Source organism: Methylobacterium sp. AMS5, assembly GCF_001542815.1.
Classification (GTDB): domain Bacteria; phylum Pseudomonadota; class Alphaproteobacteria; order Rhizobiales; family Beijerinckiaceae; genus Methylobacterium.
This window is the reverse complement of the sequence record NZ_CP006992.1, coordinates 3,401,711-3,417,786: the sequence shown is the minus strand read 5'-3', so window position 1 is coordinate 3,417,786 and position 16,076 is coordinate 3,401,711. Positions and strand designations below refer to the sequence as shown.

The following is a 16,076-nucleotide window of genomic DNA, read 5'->3' as shown; positions in this document are numbered from 1 at the left end:
CGATCCGGCTCCGCTTCGACACGGCCGAATCGATCGTGTAGAGGGAGCGCCTTCCCGGAGGCATCTTTGCTGCACGTCTCGACCCGCGGCGCCGCTGCGCCCTTGAGCTTTTCCGATGCGCTGCTCGCCGGCCTCGCCCGCGACGGCGGTCTCTATGTGCCCGAGAGCTGGCCGCAGATCAGCCGCGACGAGATCGCGGGCTTTGCCGGCATGCGCTACGCCGAGGTCGCCAAGCGGGTGCTGCGCCCGCTCATCGACGGCGAGATTCCGGACGACGCGCTCGACGGCATGATCGAGGCGGCCTACGCCACCTTCCGCCATCCGGCGATCTGCCCGCTCACCCAGATCGACGACAACCTGTTCCTGATGGAGCTGTTTCACGGGCCGACGCTCGCGTTCAAGGACGTGGCGATGCAGCTTCTCGGGCGGCTGATGGATTACGTGCTGCGCCAGAAGGGCGGCCGCGCCACCATCGTCGGCGCCACCTCGGGCGATACGGGCAGTGCCGCGGTCGAGGCCTTCAAGGGGCTCGATCAGGTCGACGTGTTCATCCTGTTTCCGCACGGCCGCGTCTCTGAGGTGCAGCGCCGGCAGATGACCACGGTCAACGCGCCGAACGTCCACGCGCTGGCCATCGACGGCAATTTCGACGATTGCCAGAACATCGTGAAGGCGATGTTCCAGCACGGCGACTTCGCCGACAAGGTGAAGCTCTCGGGCGTCAACTCGATCAACTGGGCCCGCGTCGCCGCGCAGACCGTCTACTACTTCACGAGCGCCGTGGCTTTGGGCGCCCCGCATCGAAAGGTGTCGTTCGCGGTGCCGACCGGCAATTTCGGCGACATCCTCGCCGGCTGGGTCGCCAAGCGGATGGGCCTGCCGATCGAGCGGCTGATGATCGGCACCAACGCCAACGACATCCTGGCCCGCACCTTGGAGCATGGGGCCTACGAGCCCCGCGGCGTGCAGCCGACGACCTCGCCCTCGATGGACATCCAGATCTCGTCGAATTTCGAGCGGCTGCTGTTCGAGGCGTTGGGCCGCGATGCCTCTGCGCTCGGCCGCCTGATGGCGGGTCTGAAGCAGTCGGGCGGGTTCTCGCTGAGCCCCGAGGTGCTGGGAACCGTGCGCGACGAGTTCGACGCGACCGCCGTGCGCGAGCCCGACGTCGTGGACGAGATCGCGGGCACCTACCGCAGGACCGGCCTCGTGCTCGATCCGCACAGCGCCATCGGCGTGCGCGCCGGGCGCCGGCTGCTGGAGAAGGATCCGGCCACCCCGGTCGTGGCGCTGGCGACCGCGCACCCCGCCAAATTCCCGGATGCGGTCTCGCAGGCGACCGGCGGCGGGCGCCCGGTTCTGCCGCCCCACCTCGCCGAATTGATGACCCGGCCCGAGACGGTGGCGAACCTCGCCAACGATCAGGCCGCGATCGAGCGCTACATCACGGAACACGCCCGCATCACCCGGGGCAACTGACGGACCGAACGCGTGACATCCAACCCGACCTCCTCATCCTGAGGTGCCGCGAAGCGGCCTCGAAGGGGCCTCCAGATCCTATGCGGTCTCTGGAACATCCTTCGAGGCTCCGCTTCGCTACGGACCTCAGGATGAGGATCAGGGTGGGAGACCGGATCGACCGACCGTTTGTCCACCTCCGAAATCCGTGGTGAGTTGGGCCGAACAGGCACTGAGATCGAATGAACCAGCATTTCTCGACCTTCGGCGCCTCGCCCGGCCTCACCGTCAGCCGGCTCGATAACGGCCTGACCGTCGCCACCGAGACGATCCCCGGCGTTGCCACGGCCACGCTCGGCGTCTGGGTCGGGGCGGGCTCGCGGCACGAACGGCCGGACGAGCATGGGCTCAGTCACCTGATCGAGCACATGGCCTTCAAGGGCACGGCGACGCGCTCGGCCCGGAAGATCGCCGAGGACATCGAGAATGTCGGCGGTGAGATCAACGCCGCGACCAGCACCGAGAGCACGAGCTACACCGCGCGGGTGCTCGGCGAGGATGCGGCCGTGGCCCTCGACGTGCTCGGCGACATCCTGACCCGCTCGGTCTTCGACGCCGGCGAACTCGCCCGCGAGAAGGGCGTGATCCTTCAGGAATATGCGGCGGTCGAGGATACGCCCGACGACGTCGTCTACGACGCCTTCATCGAGACGGCCTTTCCCGATCAGCCGATCGGCCGGCCGATCCTGGGCCGCCCGGAGACGATCCAGAGCTTCGACCGCGCGGCGATCGAGGCCTATATCGCCCGCGAATACGTGCCCGAGCGCATGGTGCTCGCCGCCGCCGGGGCCGTCGAGCATGCCGCGATCGTCGAGGCGGCCGAGCGCCATTTCGGCGGCTTGAAGCCCGTCGCGGCGCCCTCCGTCGTGCCCGGCCTCTACGGCGGCGGCGAGCGGCGCATGCAGAAGCGGCTCGAACAGGCCAACCTCGTCCTCGGCCTGCCCGGTCTCTCCTTCCGCGACGACGGCTATTACGCGCTCCACTTGTTCTCTCAGGTGCTCGGCGGCGGGCTGACCTCGCGGCTCTGGCACGAGGTGCGCGAGACCCGCGGGCTCGCCTACGACATCCAGGCCTTCCACTGGCCCTTCAACGATTGTGGCCTGTTCGGCATCGGCGCCGGCACCTCGGGCGCGGATCTGGCCGAACTCGTCGATGTCACCATCGCCACCACCCGCGAGGCCGCGGAGCGGCTCGACGCGGCCGAACTCGCCCGGGCCAAGGCGCAGCTCAAGGTCTCCCTGCTCACCGCACTGGAGACGCCGGGCGGGCGCATCGAGCGCAACGCCCGCCAGCTCCTCGCCTGGGGCCGGGTGATCCCGCCGCAGGAGCTGATCGCCAAGGTCGATGCGGTCGAGGTCGAGCATGTGCGCGCGGCCGGCCGTGCGCTGCTGCGCGGCGCCCCGACACTGGCCGCGATCGGCCCGGTGAAGGGCTTGCCCTCGCTCGCGCGCGTCGCCGCGGCCCTTCAGGCGGCCTGACGCCGCTCGCGTTCAGAAGTTGTGTCGATCCGGCGCCGCGAAGGGCGCCGGGCCCCGATTCCAGCGACAAAAACCGCCCGCCATGAACCCCGTCGCCATCGCGACCATGCTCGGCATCGCCCTCGGCTTTTTCGGCCTGCTCGCCTATGCGCTGACCGTGGGCGAGGCGTGGCTGCTCGCCGTCCTCGCCGTCATTGCCATCGCGCTGTTCGTGCGCTGGGGGGAGTAGGCGCTGCCGCGGGGGCGTCGAGATCTCTCAAGATCGATGCGGCTCCCCCTCTCCCATCAGATCCTGAGCTTGCCCAGGATCTGCAGAAATGGACCGAAGGCGGGCAGGCCCGACGTCGAGCGCGGAACGGGAATGCCCGTGTCACCGAGGCGATCACGCGGACACCGACTCACTTCTCCTCCAGCGCCGGTCCCCGCGTCGCATCGGCCCCCTGCCCCGTTCCCGCCAGCGGGCCGACCGTGACGGGCTGGCCGGAGCGGGCGGCGGCGTAGATCGCCTCCATCAGGATCATGTCCTGCAGTCCCTCCTCGCCGGGTGTGCGGGGGCGGCGGTCGGTGAGGATGCACTCGGCCATGTGGTCGAGTTCGAGCGCGAACTGGTTCTTGGGTGTCAGAACCGGCTCGTCGCGCTGGACGTGGCTGCCCTCGCGGTGGGCGATGGTGAGGCGCTGGCCGCGATAGGCGAAGGCGTTGGCCAGATCGAGCGAGCCGCCCGTCGTGTGGACCCGGAGCGACCGGCTCTCGTGGACCCCGTAGCTCGTGCCGCATTGCGCGATCACGCCGGAGGGGAAGCGAAGCGTGAAGGCAACGCTTTCCTCCACCTCCTTGAAGCGTGGATCGTTCTCGGGCGTGACGATCTGCGCCTGGATCGAGACCGGCTCCTCGCCCAGCAGCGTCCGCACCCCGTTGAGGCAGTAGAGCCCAATATCGGGCAGCGCCCCGCCGCCCGCCAGCGCCTTGCGCAGGCGCCACTGCTCGGGCAGCGCCGTGGTCTGGCCGTTGAAGGCCTCGACCATCTTCACGCGCCCGAACTCGCCCGAGCGGGCGAGCCGCACGACCTCGCGGTTGAACGGCTCGTACTGGCAGCGATAGGCGACCATCAGCTTGACGCCGGCCTTGTTGCAGGCCTCGATCATCTCCTGCGCCTCGGCCGACGTGCTCGCCATCGGCTTCTCGCACAGCACGTGCTTGCCGGCGCTCGCCGCGGCCAGAACGTTGTCCCGGTGCAGGCCGTTCGGCGTGACGATGTAGACCGCCTTGACCGCGGGGTTCGCTTCGAGCCGGTCCCACTGGTCGTAACCGTAGATCGCGTCGGCGGGGATGCCGTACTGCGCCGCCGTGAGCCCGGCTTTCTCGGGCGAGCCCGACATCAGCGCGACGACCTTCGCTTTCTTCGCCTCGCCGAAGGCCGGAAGGATTTCCTCGAGACTCAGGCGCCCGAGTCCGACGATGGCGAAGCCGACCCGCTCGGACGGAGGCATCGGCGCGGGCGGCGGCGGGGGCGGCGCGTCGCCGGAATCGCGCCAGTTCGGGAAGACGATCCGGCCGCCCTGAACCGCACCGGTATCGGCCGGCACCGACGGAGCCGGTGCACCTGAGGCAGCCTGCGCCCCCCCGCCGAGGCCGAGGGCCGCGCCGGTCAGGCCGGCGCCGCCCGCGAGAAGGAGGCGCCGGGACAGTTGGAGGTCGTCGCTCATGACAGGATACCGGCCTTGCTGATCACGTGCCTCGCGAGCACGAGGCCAGAACGCGTCAGCCCGGCGTGGAGGTTCCTTTGAGCTGGCCAGGGCCGGTCGAGGCCGGTGTCGGATCGGGATCCTCCACCTCGCCCCGCCGCTGGAGCTGGAGCGCGACGAACCAGCACAGGGCCGCCCAGGCGGCGCCGACGCACCAGCCCGCCAGCACGTCGCTCGGCCAATGCACGCCGAGATAGACTCGGCTGACGCCGACCAGCACCGTCATCCCGACGCCGAGCGCCAGCATCAGCGCCTTGACGCTGCGCCGCCGCTCGACACGGGCGAGCAATGTCGCCAGCGTCAGGTAGGCGATCGCCGACATCATCGCGTGGCCCGACGGAAAGCTCGCCGTGAACACCTCCATGCCGTGCGGCACGAGGTCGGGCCGGGGGCGGTGGTAGAACAGCTTGAGCACCGTCGAGACCGCCTCGCCGCCGCCGACGGCGGCCAGCACGAACACCGCGACGCGCCGCCGGCCGGAGAGCGCGAGGTAGATCACCGCCGCCGCCGTGAGGAAGACGATGGTGACGACGCTGCCCCATCCGGTGATGTCGCGCATCGCCTCCTCCAGCCAAGCCGGTCCGAGCGGGTCGGAGAGGTCGGCGGGGTTGCGCAACCCGAGCAGGATCTTGCGGTCGAGCGCGGCGGTCGATCCTTCGCCGACCTCGCGGGCGAGCGCGAAGAAGCCATAGCCGAGGGTGCTGACGAGAAGCAGCGACACCAGTGGCCCGACCTCGTTGAGGTGCAGCCGCAGCCATACGGCGGACGATCCGCGCCAGAGGGCGCCACCGCCGGTGCGCGCGATACCGGGTAGTCTCATGCCGCATCCCCGAATGCGATAGCCGCGACCCGCTCCCACGGGCCGCCGAGATAACGCCATAGCAGCACGCCCGGTGCGCGGAAGTGCGAAGGCTCGAAGTCCTGGGCCAGCGCGGCATGCAGCGCGCGGGCGGTGTCGGGGGCGACCTTGTTCTGCACGGTGACGTGCGGGCGCCAGCCCTGCCGATCCTGCGCCGTGAGACGATCGCGGAACGCCGCCGCGACCCGCTGGCGGAAGGCGGTCAACGCGTCCGATTCCAGCACGTAGGCGACGCCGCGCCCGGTGAAGCGCACGCCCGTCACCGCGACCTCCGGTGCGGCCTGCGCGCGGGCGAGCGCCGTCACCGTCTCGGTCACGCCCGCCGGATCCTCGCCCGGTAGGTGGTGGAACAGCGTCGCGTGGGCGGGGATGTGGTTCAGCGCCTCGGGAAAATGCCGCCGCCGCAAACCGTCGAAGGTGGCGAAGGCCGGCTCGTCCATCTGCAGGGTCAGGATCAGCGGGGCGGGCTCGGGCAACGCTTTGAACTCTCGGGCGAGGCCGGGGCGCCCGGCGCGGGTCCGAGCAAGATGGCGCGGTGGGGCTGCGTATCCAGCGGGCGGGCTGTGGTGTGGCTGCGCTGTTCAGCCGGTCGAGCTGCGTCTAGGAAGCTGGCATGGCCCGCAGGAACAGAGAGATCATCCACCGGGGACGCGACGGGTGGCTGTTCCTGATCGGGGGCACCAACGGGGTGCTCCTGCAATACCGGCGCTCGCTCGCGGGCTGGTGGCACCTGCGCCGCTGGGCGCGGCTGATCGAGGCCCGCTCCGCGCGGGCGCAAGCGCTCGGCATCCGCTACGTCCACACCATCGTGCCGGAAAAGCTCTCGGTCTACGACGACCGCACCCTCGGCCTCGATTACGACGCGCGCCTGTCGCCGGCCCGGCGGCTCGCCCGGCGTCTCGACCGGATGAGCGGCTTCGTCGATCTCGTCGCCCCCCTGCGCGCCGCCCGCGACGGGGCGGAGCCGCTCTACCGCCGCACCGATTCCCACTGGACCTACGAGGGATGCCTGATCGCGTGCCGGGCGCTGCTGCGGGCCTGCGGCGCCGTGGCTCCGCCCGATATCGCCGAGCGCCCGCGCTTTCCCCATGACGGGCTGTGGGATCTCGGCGACAAGCTGCCCGACCGGCCGCGGGAGACGGTGGTGAACTGGGCGGTGCATCGCGACGCGTCACGCGCCTATGCGAGCCCGCTCGTCGAATCCTACGAGGCGGAGGGCCGGGCGGGCGACCTCCATGTCGGCGCCCACGTCATCTACCGGAACCCCTCTCCCCAGGCCGACCCGCGCACCCTCGTGCTGTTCGGGGATTCCTACGCGCATTTCGCGCCGATCATGCTGACCAGCTTCCTCGCCGAGACGTTCCGCGAGATGCACTTCGTCTGGTCGTCCAGCATCGACTGGGGTTACGTCGAGCGGGTGCGCCCCGACATCCTGATGTTCGAGATGGCCGAGCGCTTCCTCGTCCGCATCCCGAGCGACGATTTCGACGTCGCGGCCTACGAGAAGCCGGGGATGCAGAAGCCGGCGCGTCAGGCGGAGATGGCACCGCTGGTTTGACGCGAACGGCGCCCCTCGAACCGAGGAGCGCCGCCCGTTTTCCAAACCTTCAGGCGCTTGGTGTCTCTCGCAAAACTCCCGCGCCGCCGCCGTGCCCAGAACGGGAACGATCGGTGATCGGGCGTTTCGTGAGGCACTCTTAGAGCATCGTGCTGGAAATCAAATCCAGGACGATGCTTTAGGCTCCTGTTTTCGCATCATCTTTTTCCGAAAGCCGGAGGCCACCTTTCGGGATGATGCTCTAGCGCGAGCAGACCCGCTGCCGGGCCGGGCCGCCGCCGCCGGCCTGGTAGCTCTTCGCGTGGCCGATCGAGCCGGTCATGTCCTGGGTCGGATTGCCGCCGCCCCGCTTCACGACGATGTCGCAGTAGCCCGACCGGCTGCCCGCCGCGAGCGGGAGCGCGCCGAAGCCGCCATCGGCGATGTAGGAGGGGGCTGGCGGTACGACCTGCGACGGCAGCGCGGTCCAAGTTCCCTTCTTAAGCCGGGCCGATTGCGCCGCGACCGGCGTCACCGTGGTCGCGAATGCAAGCAGGAGGGCGGATGCGTATGATGCAAAGCGCAGCATGATGTGCTCCTCTCGTGTTCAATTGCCGATTAATTTCGAAGCAAGAGCACACTTAACATGCAAATCAGCCAATCAAAGTGTGTTAAAGCACAATAATGTGATAAATTTTAATCCGTAGAAATATAATTTAATCTTCTGGGATTAAAAACATTTCTCAGCCGTACAAGAGAGATGCCGATGAGCTTTGGGGGGTTGCCGAGCTTACGCCTGATGCCGTGATGGGTGTGGGCGGGTCATCTGCGGCGGCGCGCGGAATCGAGCCCCGCGCAGCGAGCCGGACATGCAGCTTTTGCGTGTGAAATGGTGTGCCGCTCCGCCTTACCGTTTCGACGGCGGCGGCTACGGGAATCGCCGGAAGACGAAGACGAGAAAGGCCGCGTTCCCGTCGGGAACGCGGCCTGTTTTCAGAGCCGTCATATCTCGTCTTGATCTTTCTTGCCTGCCGCCGTCGGCGTGGGGCCTCTCAGACCCCGAAGCGCTTCTGCGCCGATAGGGGCGCGGCGGTCGGCATGCCCGGCGACGGCGCGCCCATCAGGGACATCCCCGCTGCGGCGGCAGCCTTCTGGGACGGTGCCTCGTTCGCGGCCGGATCGACGGCCTTGGCCTTGAAGCCCGAGGCGAGGCTCCTGGCCTCGGTCAGATCCTTGGGCGAGAGCTTGGCAGCGACCTCGTCCCGCTTGCGGCCCGCTTCCTGGTCCCCCTGCGTGGCGGCGGCCGAGAACCAGAGATAGGACTGGACGAGATCCTGCCCGACGCCGAGGCCGCGGGCGTAGAGTACGGCGAGGTTGTACTGGCTGTCGCGCACCCCGTGTTCCGCCGCCCGGCGGAAGGCGTTCGCGGCGATCACGAAATCCGCCTTGCCATTGGCCGTCGGGTTCTCGGCATGCATCACGGCGAGGTTGTGCATCGCGCGGATGTTGCCCTGATCCGCGGCGCGGCCGTACCAAGCCTTCGCCTTCTCGATGTCCCGGACCACGCCCGATCCCTTCTCGTAGGCGTTGCCGACCTTGAACTGAGCCGGCGCGTAGCCGGCATTCGCGAGCCGCTCATAGAGCTTGGCGGCGATCGCGAGGTCGCGCGTCACGCCCCGGCCCTCGGCCTCGCGGGAGGCGATCTCCCAGACCGCGGCGCCGTCGCCGTCGAGCGCATCCTGCTTGAGCTTGGCCAGGGCCGGCGGCAGGCCGGCGAGGTCGGGGCCGAGCGTGCTCATGCCCGCGACCTGGGGCAGCCCGCGCTTGGCCGGCGCGGATTTCGGCTCGGCGATGGATTGGGTCGTCGCCGGGTCGGGCGTCGTCTGGGCTCCGCCTGGAGCCGGTGTCCCGGTCTGGGGGGATGTCTCGGACGGAGCCTGGGCCTGTGAAGATGCCGCCTGAGCGGGCTCTGCCGTGGTCTCGGTGCGGCTCGCGGTGGCTTCGGAGGGTGCCCCCGTGGCGGTGCTCGCCACCGGACGGACCTCCGGCGCGGCCGGGTCGCCGGTCGGAGTGCCCTTGCCCGCGAGGAAGGCTTGGTAGGCGCCGAGCGCCAGCACCACGGCGGCGAGGCCGAGCAGGAGAGTGCGGCGGCGGCTGTCGAGGGCGCCACGGATCCGCGAGAGGGGCGTCGTCTCCGCGCCCGGCGCGCGGGCCGGAGCCACCTTGTCGCGCAGGCGCGCCGTCAACGGCGCCTCGGATGCCGATTCGGCCTGCGCCGCTTGCGCCGCGCGCCGCGCGGCGGCGATGAAGCTTGTCTTGATGTCGGCGCCGCCGGCGGGTGCAGGGCTCGCCTCCGGCGCGGCCGGGCGGCCGGATCCGGGCCGGCCGGCACCGGGCTCCAGCAACTCGTCGGACAGGCGGCTCGCCTCCGTCCCGCCGGCCTCGTCGGAGGATGCGGTGCGGTTCGGGCGGGCCAGATTCTGGGACGACGACTGGACGGCCGTCTTCGGGGCGGCGGGGCGCTCGTGCGAGACGCGCTCCTGATCGACACGCTCGGCCGAGGACAGCACGACGGGCGCGCGCTCCTGCGGGGCGGCGACGGTGAGTGCCGCGGACGAGGTCATGGTGCGGTCGAGCTGCTCGCTCAGCCGCATCAGCACCGCCTGGACGCCTTCCATCGTCGATTGGAGGCGCTGGTCCGCGCCCTTCTGGTTCGCCCGCATCTCGGCGAGATCGGCCCGCAGCAGCTCGAAACCGCCGCCAGCCGCGAGCGAGGCGGCCGAGCCCGTCATGGCCTCGCGGACCGCATGCGCGACGGTGGCCTCCAGATCGGTTCCGTTGCGCAGGGCCGTGACCTGGGCGAGCAGGTCGCCCATGGAGCGCTCGAGGCGCGCCACGGCGGGATCGGTGTCGCGCGGCGCTTCGAGCCGGCTCGCCAGGGCGAGGACGTGGCTTTCCAGGGCATCGAGTCCGCTGCCGCCCGCGCTGACGCGGTCGACTTTTTCGGCCACGCCTTCGAGCCGCTCGATCAACTCGCCGACGGCCCCGGCCCCGGCCCCGGCCCCGTCGAGCCGCTGCGCGAGCGCCTCGAAACGTCCGAGAAGCGCGCCGGGAAGCTCGCGGGATGACTCGGGCGACTTCAGCTCGCCGCGAATCTCCTCCAGCAGCGGCTTGAGGGTGGCGATGCCCGCATCCTCGTCCCGCTGGAGCTGCGTGATCTGGGCGCTGATCGCCTGCACGCCCTGGGCGAGGCTCTGGATGCGCTCCGGCCCTGCCAGGGACGCCACGAGGCGGCGGATCTCGTCGAGTTCGCGGAACACGCCGTCGAGGGCGCTCTGGTCGGCGGGGCCGGAGAGGGCGCCCGAGAGGACGGCATCGACCTTCCCGGCCAGGCGCTCCACCTCACCCGCGATGCGGGCGTGGACGTTGTCCGCCACGTCTTCGGCGATCCGCTCCACTTGGAGGCGCATGAGCTCGATCGGTGCAGCGATGGCGGCGAGTTCCTGCGGCGCGCGCGCCCGCTGAAGGTCGCCGGCGACGGCCTGCATGGTCCGCTCCAGCTCGCTGACGTCGCGGCCGGTGGCGAGGCCGCCGAGCGCGTCGCGCAGCCGGTTCGTCTCGCGTTGCAGTTCGGCGATGGCCGGGGACGGCTCCTGGCCGGACCCGTCCTCGGCATGCGTCACCGACAATGCGGCCGGGCCATCCTGCTGCTCGACCGCGCCGGCGGCGTTCCATTCGGCGATGCCCTCTTCCAGCTCGCGCTGGCGGCGGCGCACCTCGGCGACGGCATCGCGGACCTCGGTGGCGAGCGGGCGCCCGCGCCGGCCCAGCGGACGGGGCGTGTCGATCTGGCCGGCGATCTCGCCCATTTTGCGTTCGATGTCGGCGATGCGTCCGGCGATCATTTCCGGTGCGACCGGCTGGCGGGCCGTGGTCAACCGCGCCTCCATCTCGTCGATCATCCGGGCGGCATCGGCCTTGGACGCCTCGCGCTCCCGGCTGATCGAGCGGTCGAGGGCATCGAGCCGCCGCATCATCGCGCCGAGCGAGGCTTCCAGCGACGTCGTGTCCGCAGCCTCGGCTGCCGAGGCGCCCTGCGCGGCCTCCCGGCGCCTGTGCGACGGCCCGTCCTTGCGTGAGGCCGGTGCGGGCGCCTTTTCCGTCGCCCGGCCTCCAACCAGCCGGGTCGGCTCCGCGCCGGCCTCACTGGCCGGGGACGCCGCATCCGCGCGCCGCCGCCGCGGGCCCGGCTTCGACGGGTCGGGCGTCGCCACCGAGGCGATCCAACTCTCCAGCGGCACCCCCGCTCGCCGGGCGACCTCGCGGGCAGCCGCGAGTACCTCCGGGTCGAAGCTGTCGAGGCTGATCGGGGCAGTCTGTTTCATCTCGCGGAGATCCGAAGTCGGCGGCTTCCGGTGCCCGGCGGACCGACGTTTCGCGCAAGGCGTGAAGCGGCGGAATGCGGATCGGACTGGAACGACCTTTTCCATTCTTGGTAAATGCTTGGTTAAGGGTGTGACCGAAGGGCCGCGCTTTTCCGGGACGGGCCCAATTGGTGGCGCGCGGGCCGCGATTGGGACCGGCCCGGCCGGCTCTTGCGAAGCCTCCACGGGATAGTTTACATATGAACTATCGAGGATCGGAGCCCGACCGAATCGGTGCGGACCACCTCAAAAAGTTGCGGGAGGCTGACGCGATGCCGAGCTACCGGGCCCCGGTCGAGGACACCCTGTTCCTCATCAACGACGTTCTCGCGATCCACCGCTACGACAATCTCCCCGGCTTCGCCGACGCCTCCGCCGACATGGCCCAGGCGGTGCTGAGCGAGGGCGGCAGGCTCGCGGGGGACGTGTTCGCGCCGCTGAACCTGTCCGGCGATCGGGAGGGCTGCACCCGCCGGGAGGATGGCAGCGTCGTGACGCCGAAGGGCTTCAAGGCGGCCTACGACGCCTACGCCGTCGGCGGTTGGATGGGCCTGTCGATCCCCGAGGAATTCGGCGGCCAGGGCCTGCCGCACGTCATCAACACGGCGATGCAGGAATTCGTCTCCGGCGCCAACCTCGCCCTCAGCATGTATCCCGGCCTGACGCAGGGGGCGATCGCCGCGCTGCTCGTCCACGGCTCGCCCGAGCAGAAGGCGACCTACCTGCCCAAGATGGTCGAGGGCGCCTGGACCGGCACCATGAACCTCACCGAGCCGCATTGCGGCACGGATCTGGGCCTGCTGAAGACCAAGGCGGTTCCCAACGGCGACGGCTCCTACAGCCTCACTGGCACCAAGATCTTCATCTCGGCGGGCGAGCACGACCTGTCGGAGAACATCGTCCACCTCGTCATCGCCCGCATCGAGGGCGCGCCGTCGGGCACCAAGGGCATCTCGCTGTTCGTCGTGCCGAAGTTCCTCGTGAACGCGGACGGCTCCGTGGGCGCGCGCAACGCGGTGGCCTGCGGCTCGATCGAGCACAAGATGGGCATTCACGCCAACGCCACCTGCGTGATGAACTACGACGGGGCGAAGGGCTGGCTCGTCGGCCAGGAGAATCGCGGCCTGGCCGCGATGTTCGTGATGATGAACGAGGCCCGCCTCGCCGTCGGCGTCCAGGGGCTCGGCCAGTCCGAGGCCGCCTACCAGAACGCGGTCGCCTACGCGCAGGAGCGTCTCCAGGGCCGCTCGCTCACCGGCGCGAAGGCGCCGGGCAAGGCCGCCGACCCGATCATCGTCCACCCGGACGTGCGCCGCACGCTGATGCAGATCCGCGCCTTCAACGAGGCCGCGCGCGCGCTCATGCTGTGGACCGCCCTCAACTCCGACATCGCTCACCGCTCTGAGGACGCGGCCGAGCGGCAGGCGGCCGAGGACATGCTCGGCCTGATGACCCCTGTGGTGAAGGGCGTGCTGACCGACCGGGGCTTCGCCAACGCGGTCGAGGCGCAGCAGATGTTCGGCGGCCACGGCTATGTCGAGGAATGGGGCATGTCGCAGTTCGTGCGCGATGCCCGCATCGCCATGATCTACGAGGGTGCCAACGGCATCCAGGCGATGGACCTGATCGGCCGCAAGCTACCCAAGGACGGCGGCCGGGCGATGATGGCCTTCCTCACCGAGGTGCAGACCTTCATCAAGGACCACGGCGAGGACGAGAGGATGAAGCCCTTCGTGGCGCCGCTCCAGCCCGCCCTCAACGACCTCCAGGCCGCGGTGATGTGGCTGATGCAGAACGCCTTCTCGAAGCCCGACAACGCGGGCGCCGCCGCCACCGACCTGATGCACCTGCTGGGCCAGGTCGCGCTGGGCTTCATGTGGGCCAAGATCGCGCGGGCGGCGCTCGCCAAGAAGGCGGAGGGCGCCGACGTCGAGCGGATGGATGCCAAGCTTGTGCTCGGCCGTTTCTTCATGGAGCGGATGCTGCCGGAGACGGGCCTTCGCCTCACCCGGATCAAGGCCGGCGCCGAGACGACCATGGCGCTGCCCGCCGAGGCGTTCTGACGGGAGACTTGGCCGATGGGGGCTTGGGGACTGGGGCCTTTCGAGAACGATGGCGCGCTGGATTGGCTCGCCCTGCTGCGGAACGGTGAGATCGATGCCGTCGGCTCGGCATTTTCGAGCGTGACGACGGCGCCGGACTACCTTGAGGCGGACGAAGGGCAAAACGCCCTCGCCGCAGCCGAAATTCTGGCGGCGGCTCATGGGCGGCCCGCCGAGGGACTGCCGCAAGAGGTCGCGCGGATCGTAGCGGTCGGCGGCGAGCGTCTGGTGGCCAAGCCCGAACTCGTCGGGCTGGCGCGGGAGGCATTGGCTCGAATCCTGGCCGAGAACTCGGAGATTGCGGAGCTGTGGGACGACACCCCCGCGGGGCCGGACTGGCGTCACCGCGTGAGTGAACTCGACCACCGATTGAGCAGCATTCAAAGTCCCTGAAGATGCCGCGCGGATGCGGGAGTGCCGGATGAATCGGCGCGGCCCCATGGTCCGCATCTTCAACAAGGGATACCAGAGCCTGCCCGGTACGAGGCCGGCCCAAGGAGGACGAGATGCCCGAGGCCTACATCTTTGATCACGTCCGGACTCCTCGTGGCCGCGGCAAGCCGGACGGTTCGCTGCACGAGGTGACGGCACTCCGCTTGGCGGAAACGGCGCTTCGCGCCCTGAAGGACCGCAACGGCCTCGACACGCGGCAGGTGGACGACGTGGTGCTTGGCTGCGTCGATCCGGTCGGCGAGGCCGGCGGCGACATCGCCCGCGCCGCCGCGCTCGTGGCCGATTACGGCACCCACGTGCCCGGCGTGCAGATCAACCGCTTCTGCGCATCGGGCCTCGACGCCATCAACTTCGCCGCCGCGCAGGTCATGGCCGGCCAGCACGACCTCACCGTCGGCGGCGGCGTCGAATCGATGAGCCGGGTCGGCCTCGGCGCCTCGGGCGGCGCCTGGCCGGTCGATCCGGCGATCGCGGTCAAATCCTACTTCATGCCGCAAGGCGTCTCGGCCGACCTCATCGCCACCAAGTACGGTTTCAGCCGCGACGATTGCGACGCCTACGCCGTCGAGTCGCAGAAGCGCTCGGCCCAATCCTGGGACGCGGGCCTGTTCAAGAACTCCGTCGTGCCGGTGAAGGACATCAACGGCATCACCCTGCTGGACCGTGACGAGCATATGCGGCCGACGACCGACATGCAGTCGCTGGCGAGCCTGAAGCCCTCCTTCGTGCAGATGGGCCAGATGGGGGGCTTCGACGCGGTGGCCGTCGATGCCCACCCGGATGTCGAGGCGGTCAACCACGTCCACCATGCCGGCAACTCGTCGGGCATCGTGGACGGCGCGGCGGCGGTGCTGATCGGCTCGCGCGAGGCCGGCGACGCCGCGGGCCTGCGGCCCCGCGCCCGCATCCGGGCGTTCGCCAATATCGGCTCCGATCCGGCGCTGATGCTGACGGGCCCGGTCGATGTCACGAAGAAGGTGTTGGCGCGGGCCGGCATGAGCCTGTCCGACATCGACCTGTTCGAGATCAACGAGGCCTTCGCCTCGGTGGTCCTGCGCTTCCATCAGGCCTTCGACCTCGACCCGGCGAAGGTGAACGTCAACGGCGGCGCCATCGCCATGGGCCATCCGCTGGGTGCCACGGGCGCGATGATCCTCGGCACCGTGCTCGACGAGTTGGAGCGCACCGGCAAGGAGCGGGCGCTCGTCACCCTGTGCATCGGCGCCGGCATGGGCACCGCCACGATCATCGAGCGGGTGTGATCGGTCGGGCGGCGTCACGCCGCCGCCCTGCCCTGCCATCCGTCGGGAAACGCTGCTAAGGGCCTCCCACGCCGCGCCCTTTTTCGATCGGGTGCGGCCCCAGAACACCCATGGGAGAAACGCCACGATGAAGTCGACAAAAGCCGCCCTCTGCCTCGCCCTCGTGCTGGCCCTGCCGCTCGCCGCGCGGGCCGACGACAACGCGGACAAGCTCGCCGTCGCCACCAAGCTGACCGAGAAGACGGTTCTGAAGAACCTCGATACGGGCTTCGGCGGTGCGCTCGAGAAGACCGTCTCGACCATGCCCGAGGACAAGGCCGAGAAGGTGCGCAAGGAGGCCAAGGCCGAGTTCGACAAGCAGCGCAAGGAGCTGCTCGAAGGCCTGTCCAAGCAGTATGCCGACAAGTTCAGCCTCGACGAGTTGAACCAGCTCGACAAGATCTACGAGGATAAGACCTATCAGAAGTTCCAGGCCGTCAACGCCGACCCGAAATCGGAGGTGAACCTGCTCTCGCAGGCGGTGGTGACCCGGCTCCTGAACATGCTGACGCTGGCGGCTGCCAGCGACCAGACCGGCGGCGCCCCGGGCGGGCTGCCCGGCGGCATGCCGACGCCCGCCAAGTGAACGAGCAAGTGAACAGCTAAGTCAGCGGGCGAGGCGAGGATGAGCGGTGCGACGGGCAGCTTCGGGCGAAGGG

At 69.7% G+C, this 16,076-nt stretch carries 13 protein-coding genes; 8 read left to right on the top strand and 5 right to left on the bottom strand.

The genetic code is table 11. The annotated features are described in order from the left end of the window. Window positions 1–66 precede the first annotated feature (66 nt). From thrC to Y590_RS27045, 3 genes are all read left to right on the top strand, one after another. On the top strand, window positions 67–1,479 hold the full coding sequence (gene thrC, locus Y590_RS15370) for a threonine synthase (RefSeq protein ID WP_060770620.1): 1,413 nt from the start codon (window positions 67–69) through the stop codon (window positions 1,477–1,479). Between the two features lie 221 nt (window positions 1,480–1,700). After that, window positions 1,701–2,996, top strand: a complete 1,296-nt coding sequence (locus Y590_RS15365; protein ID WP_060770619.1) for a M16 family metallopeptidase — start codon at window positions 1,701–1,703, stop codon at window positions 2,994–2,996. A gap of 82 nt (window positions 2,997–3,078) precedes the next feature. Beyond that, complete coding sequence (locus tag Y590_RS27045) at window positions 3,079–3,225, top strand: hypothetical protein (RefSeq protein WP_193763150.1); 147 nt, start codon at window positions 3,079–3,081, stop codon at window positions 3,223–3,225. A 169-nt stretch (window positions 3,226–3,394) separates the two neighbouring features. Here Y590_RS27045 and Y590_RS15360 read toward each other — a convergent pair whose 3' ends face one another. Genes Y590_RS15360 through Y590_RS15350 form a run of 3 tightly spaced genes read right to left on the bottom strand, consistent with a single transcriptional unit; the run spans window position 3,395 to window position 6,076 of the window. Continuing rightward, a complete protein-coding gene (locus Y590_RS15360; RefSeq protein ID WP_060770618.1) occupies window positions 3,395–4,702 on the bottom strand; it encodes a Gfo/Idh/MocA family protein in 1,308 nt (435 codons plus the stop codon). A 55-nt stretch (window positions 4,703–4,757) separates the two neighbouring features. After that, the gene (locus tag Y590_RS15355) at window positions 4,758–5,561 is read right to left on the bottom strand and encodes a phosphatase PAP2 family protein (protein WP_060770617.1); all 804 of its coding nucleotides are present in this window, start codon (window positions 5,559–5,561) and stop codon (window positions 4,758–4,760) included. Next, window positions 5,558–6,076 carry a 2'-5' RNA ligase family protein gene (locus Y590_RS15350; protein ID WP_060770616.1) on the bottom strand — a complete coding sequence of 173 codons (519 nt, stop codon included), beginning with the start codon at window positions 6,074–6,076 and terminating at the stop codon, window positions 5,558–5,560. Before Y590_RS15350 ends, Y590_RS15355 begins: the two co-directional genes overlap by 4 nt. Before the next feature lie 137 nt (window positions 6,077–6,213). On the opposite strand from Y590_RS15350, the gene Y590_RS15345 reads away from it, so the two are divergent. Continuing rightward, window positions 6,214–7,158: an alginate O-acetyltransferase AlgX-related protein gene (locus Y590_RS15345; protein WP_060770615.1), complete on the top strand. Its 945-nt coding sequence runs from the start codon at window positions 6,214–6,216 to the stop codon at window positions 7,156–7,158. Window positions 7,159–7,399: 241 nt separating this feature from the next. Here the strand turns inward: Y590_RS15345 and Y590_RS15340 are convergent, their stop codons facing one another. Next, on the bottom strand, window positions 7,400–7,726 hold the full coding sequence (locus Y590_RS15340) for a hypothetical protein (protein ID WP_060770614.1): 327 nt from the start codon (window positions 7,724–7,726) through the stop codon (window positions 7,400–7,402). A 463-nt stretch (window positions 7,727–8,189) separates the two neighbouring features. Beyond that, on the bottom strand, window positions 8,190–11,522 hold the full coding sequence (locus Y590_RS15335) for an SEL1-like repeat protein (RefSeq protein WP_060770613.1): 3,333 nt from the start codon (window positions 11,520–11,522) through the stop codon (window positions 8,190–8,192). A 311-nt stretch (window positions 11,523–11,833) separates the two neighbouring features. Here Y590_RS15335 and Y590_RS15330 point away from each other — a divergent pair, with 311 nt between their 5' ends. The 4 genes from Y590_RS15330 to Y590_RS15315 all read left to right on the top strand — a co-directional run bounded on the left by Y590_RS15330 (window position 11,834) and on the right by Y590_RS15315 (window position 16,003). Beyond that, window positions 11,834–13,624: an acyl-CoA dehydrogenase C-terminal domain-containing protein gene (locus Y590_RS15330; RefSeq protein ID WP_060772313.1), complete on the top strand. Its 1,791-nt coding sequence runs from the start codon at window positions 11,834–11,836 to the stop codon at window positions 13,622–13,624. Window positions 13,625–13,639: 15 nt separating this feature from the next. Continuing rightward, complete coding sequence (locus Y590_RS15325) at window positions 13,640–14,056, top strand: DUF4259 domain-containing protein (protein ID WP_060770612.1); 417 nt, start codon at window positions 13,640–13,642, stop codon at window positions 14,054–14,056. 113 nt (window positions 14,057–14,169) lie between these two features. Further along, complete coding sequence (locus Y590_RS15320) at window positions 14,170–15,378, top strand: acetyl-CoA C-acetyltransferase (protein WP_060770611.1); 1,209 nt, start codon at window positions 14,170–14,172, stop codon at window positions 15,376–15,378. 127 nt (window positions 15,379–15,505) lie between these two features. Then, window positions 15,506–16,003, top strand: a complete 498-nt coding sequence (locus Y590_RS15315) for a hypothetical protein (protein WP_003603148.1) — start codon at window positions 15,506–15,508, stop codon at window positions 16,001–16,003. Window positions 16,004–16,076: the final 73 nt, after the last annotated feature.

Coding starts and splice junctions, on each gene's coding strand:
- Y590_RS15365 (WP_060770619.1), top strand. CDS start 1,701: ATGAACCAGCATTTCTCGACCTTCGGCGCCTCGCCCGGCCTCACCGTC.
- Y590_RS27045 (WP_193763150.1), top strand. CDS start 3,079: ATGAACCCCGTCGCCATCGCGACCATGCTCGGCATCGCCCTCGGCTTT.
- Y590_RS15360 (WP_060770618.1), bottom strand. CDS start 4,702: ATGAGCGACGACCTCCAACTGTCCCGGCGCCTCCTTCTCGCGGGCGGC.
- Y590_RS15355 (WP_060770617.1), bottom strand. CDS start 5,561: ATGAGACTACCCGGTATCGCGCGCACCGGCGGTGGCGCCCTCTGGCGC.
- Y590_RS15345 (WP_060770615.1), top strand. CDS start 6,214: ATGGCCCGCAGGAACAGAGAGATCATCCACCGGGGACGCGACGGGTGG.
- Y590_RS15340 (WP_060770614.1), bottom strand. CDS start 7,726: ATGCTGCGCTTTGCATCATACGCATCCGCCCTCCTGCTTGCATTCGCG.
- Y590_RS15335 (WP_060770613.1), bottom strand. CDS start 11,522: ATGAAACAGACTGCCCCGATCAGCCTCGACAGCTTCGACCCGGAGGTA.
- Y590_RS15330 (WP_060772313.1), top strand. CDS start 11,834: ATGCCGAGCTACCGGGCCCCGGTCGAGGACACCCTGTTCCTCATCAAC.
- Y590_RS15325 (WP_060770612.1), top strand. CDS start 13,640: ATGGGGGCTTGGGGACTGGGGCCTTTCGAGAACGATGGCGCGCTGGAT.
- Y590_RS15320 (WP_060770611.1), top strand. CDS start 14,170: ATGCCCGAGGCCTACATCTTTGATCACGTCCGGACTCCTCGTGGCCGC.
- Y590_RS15315 (WP_003603148.1), top strand. CDS start 15,506: ATGAAGTCGACAAAAGCCGCCCTCTGCCTCGCCCTCGTGCTGGCCCTG.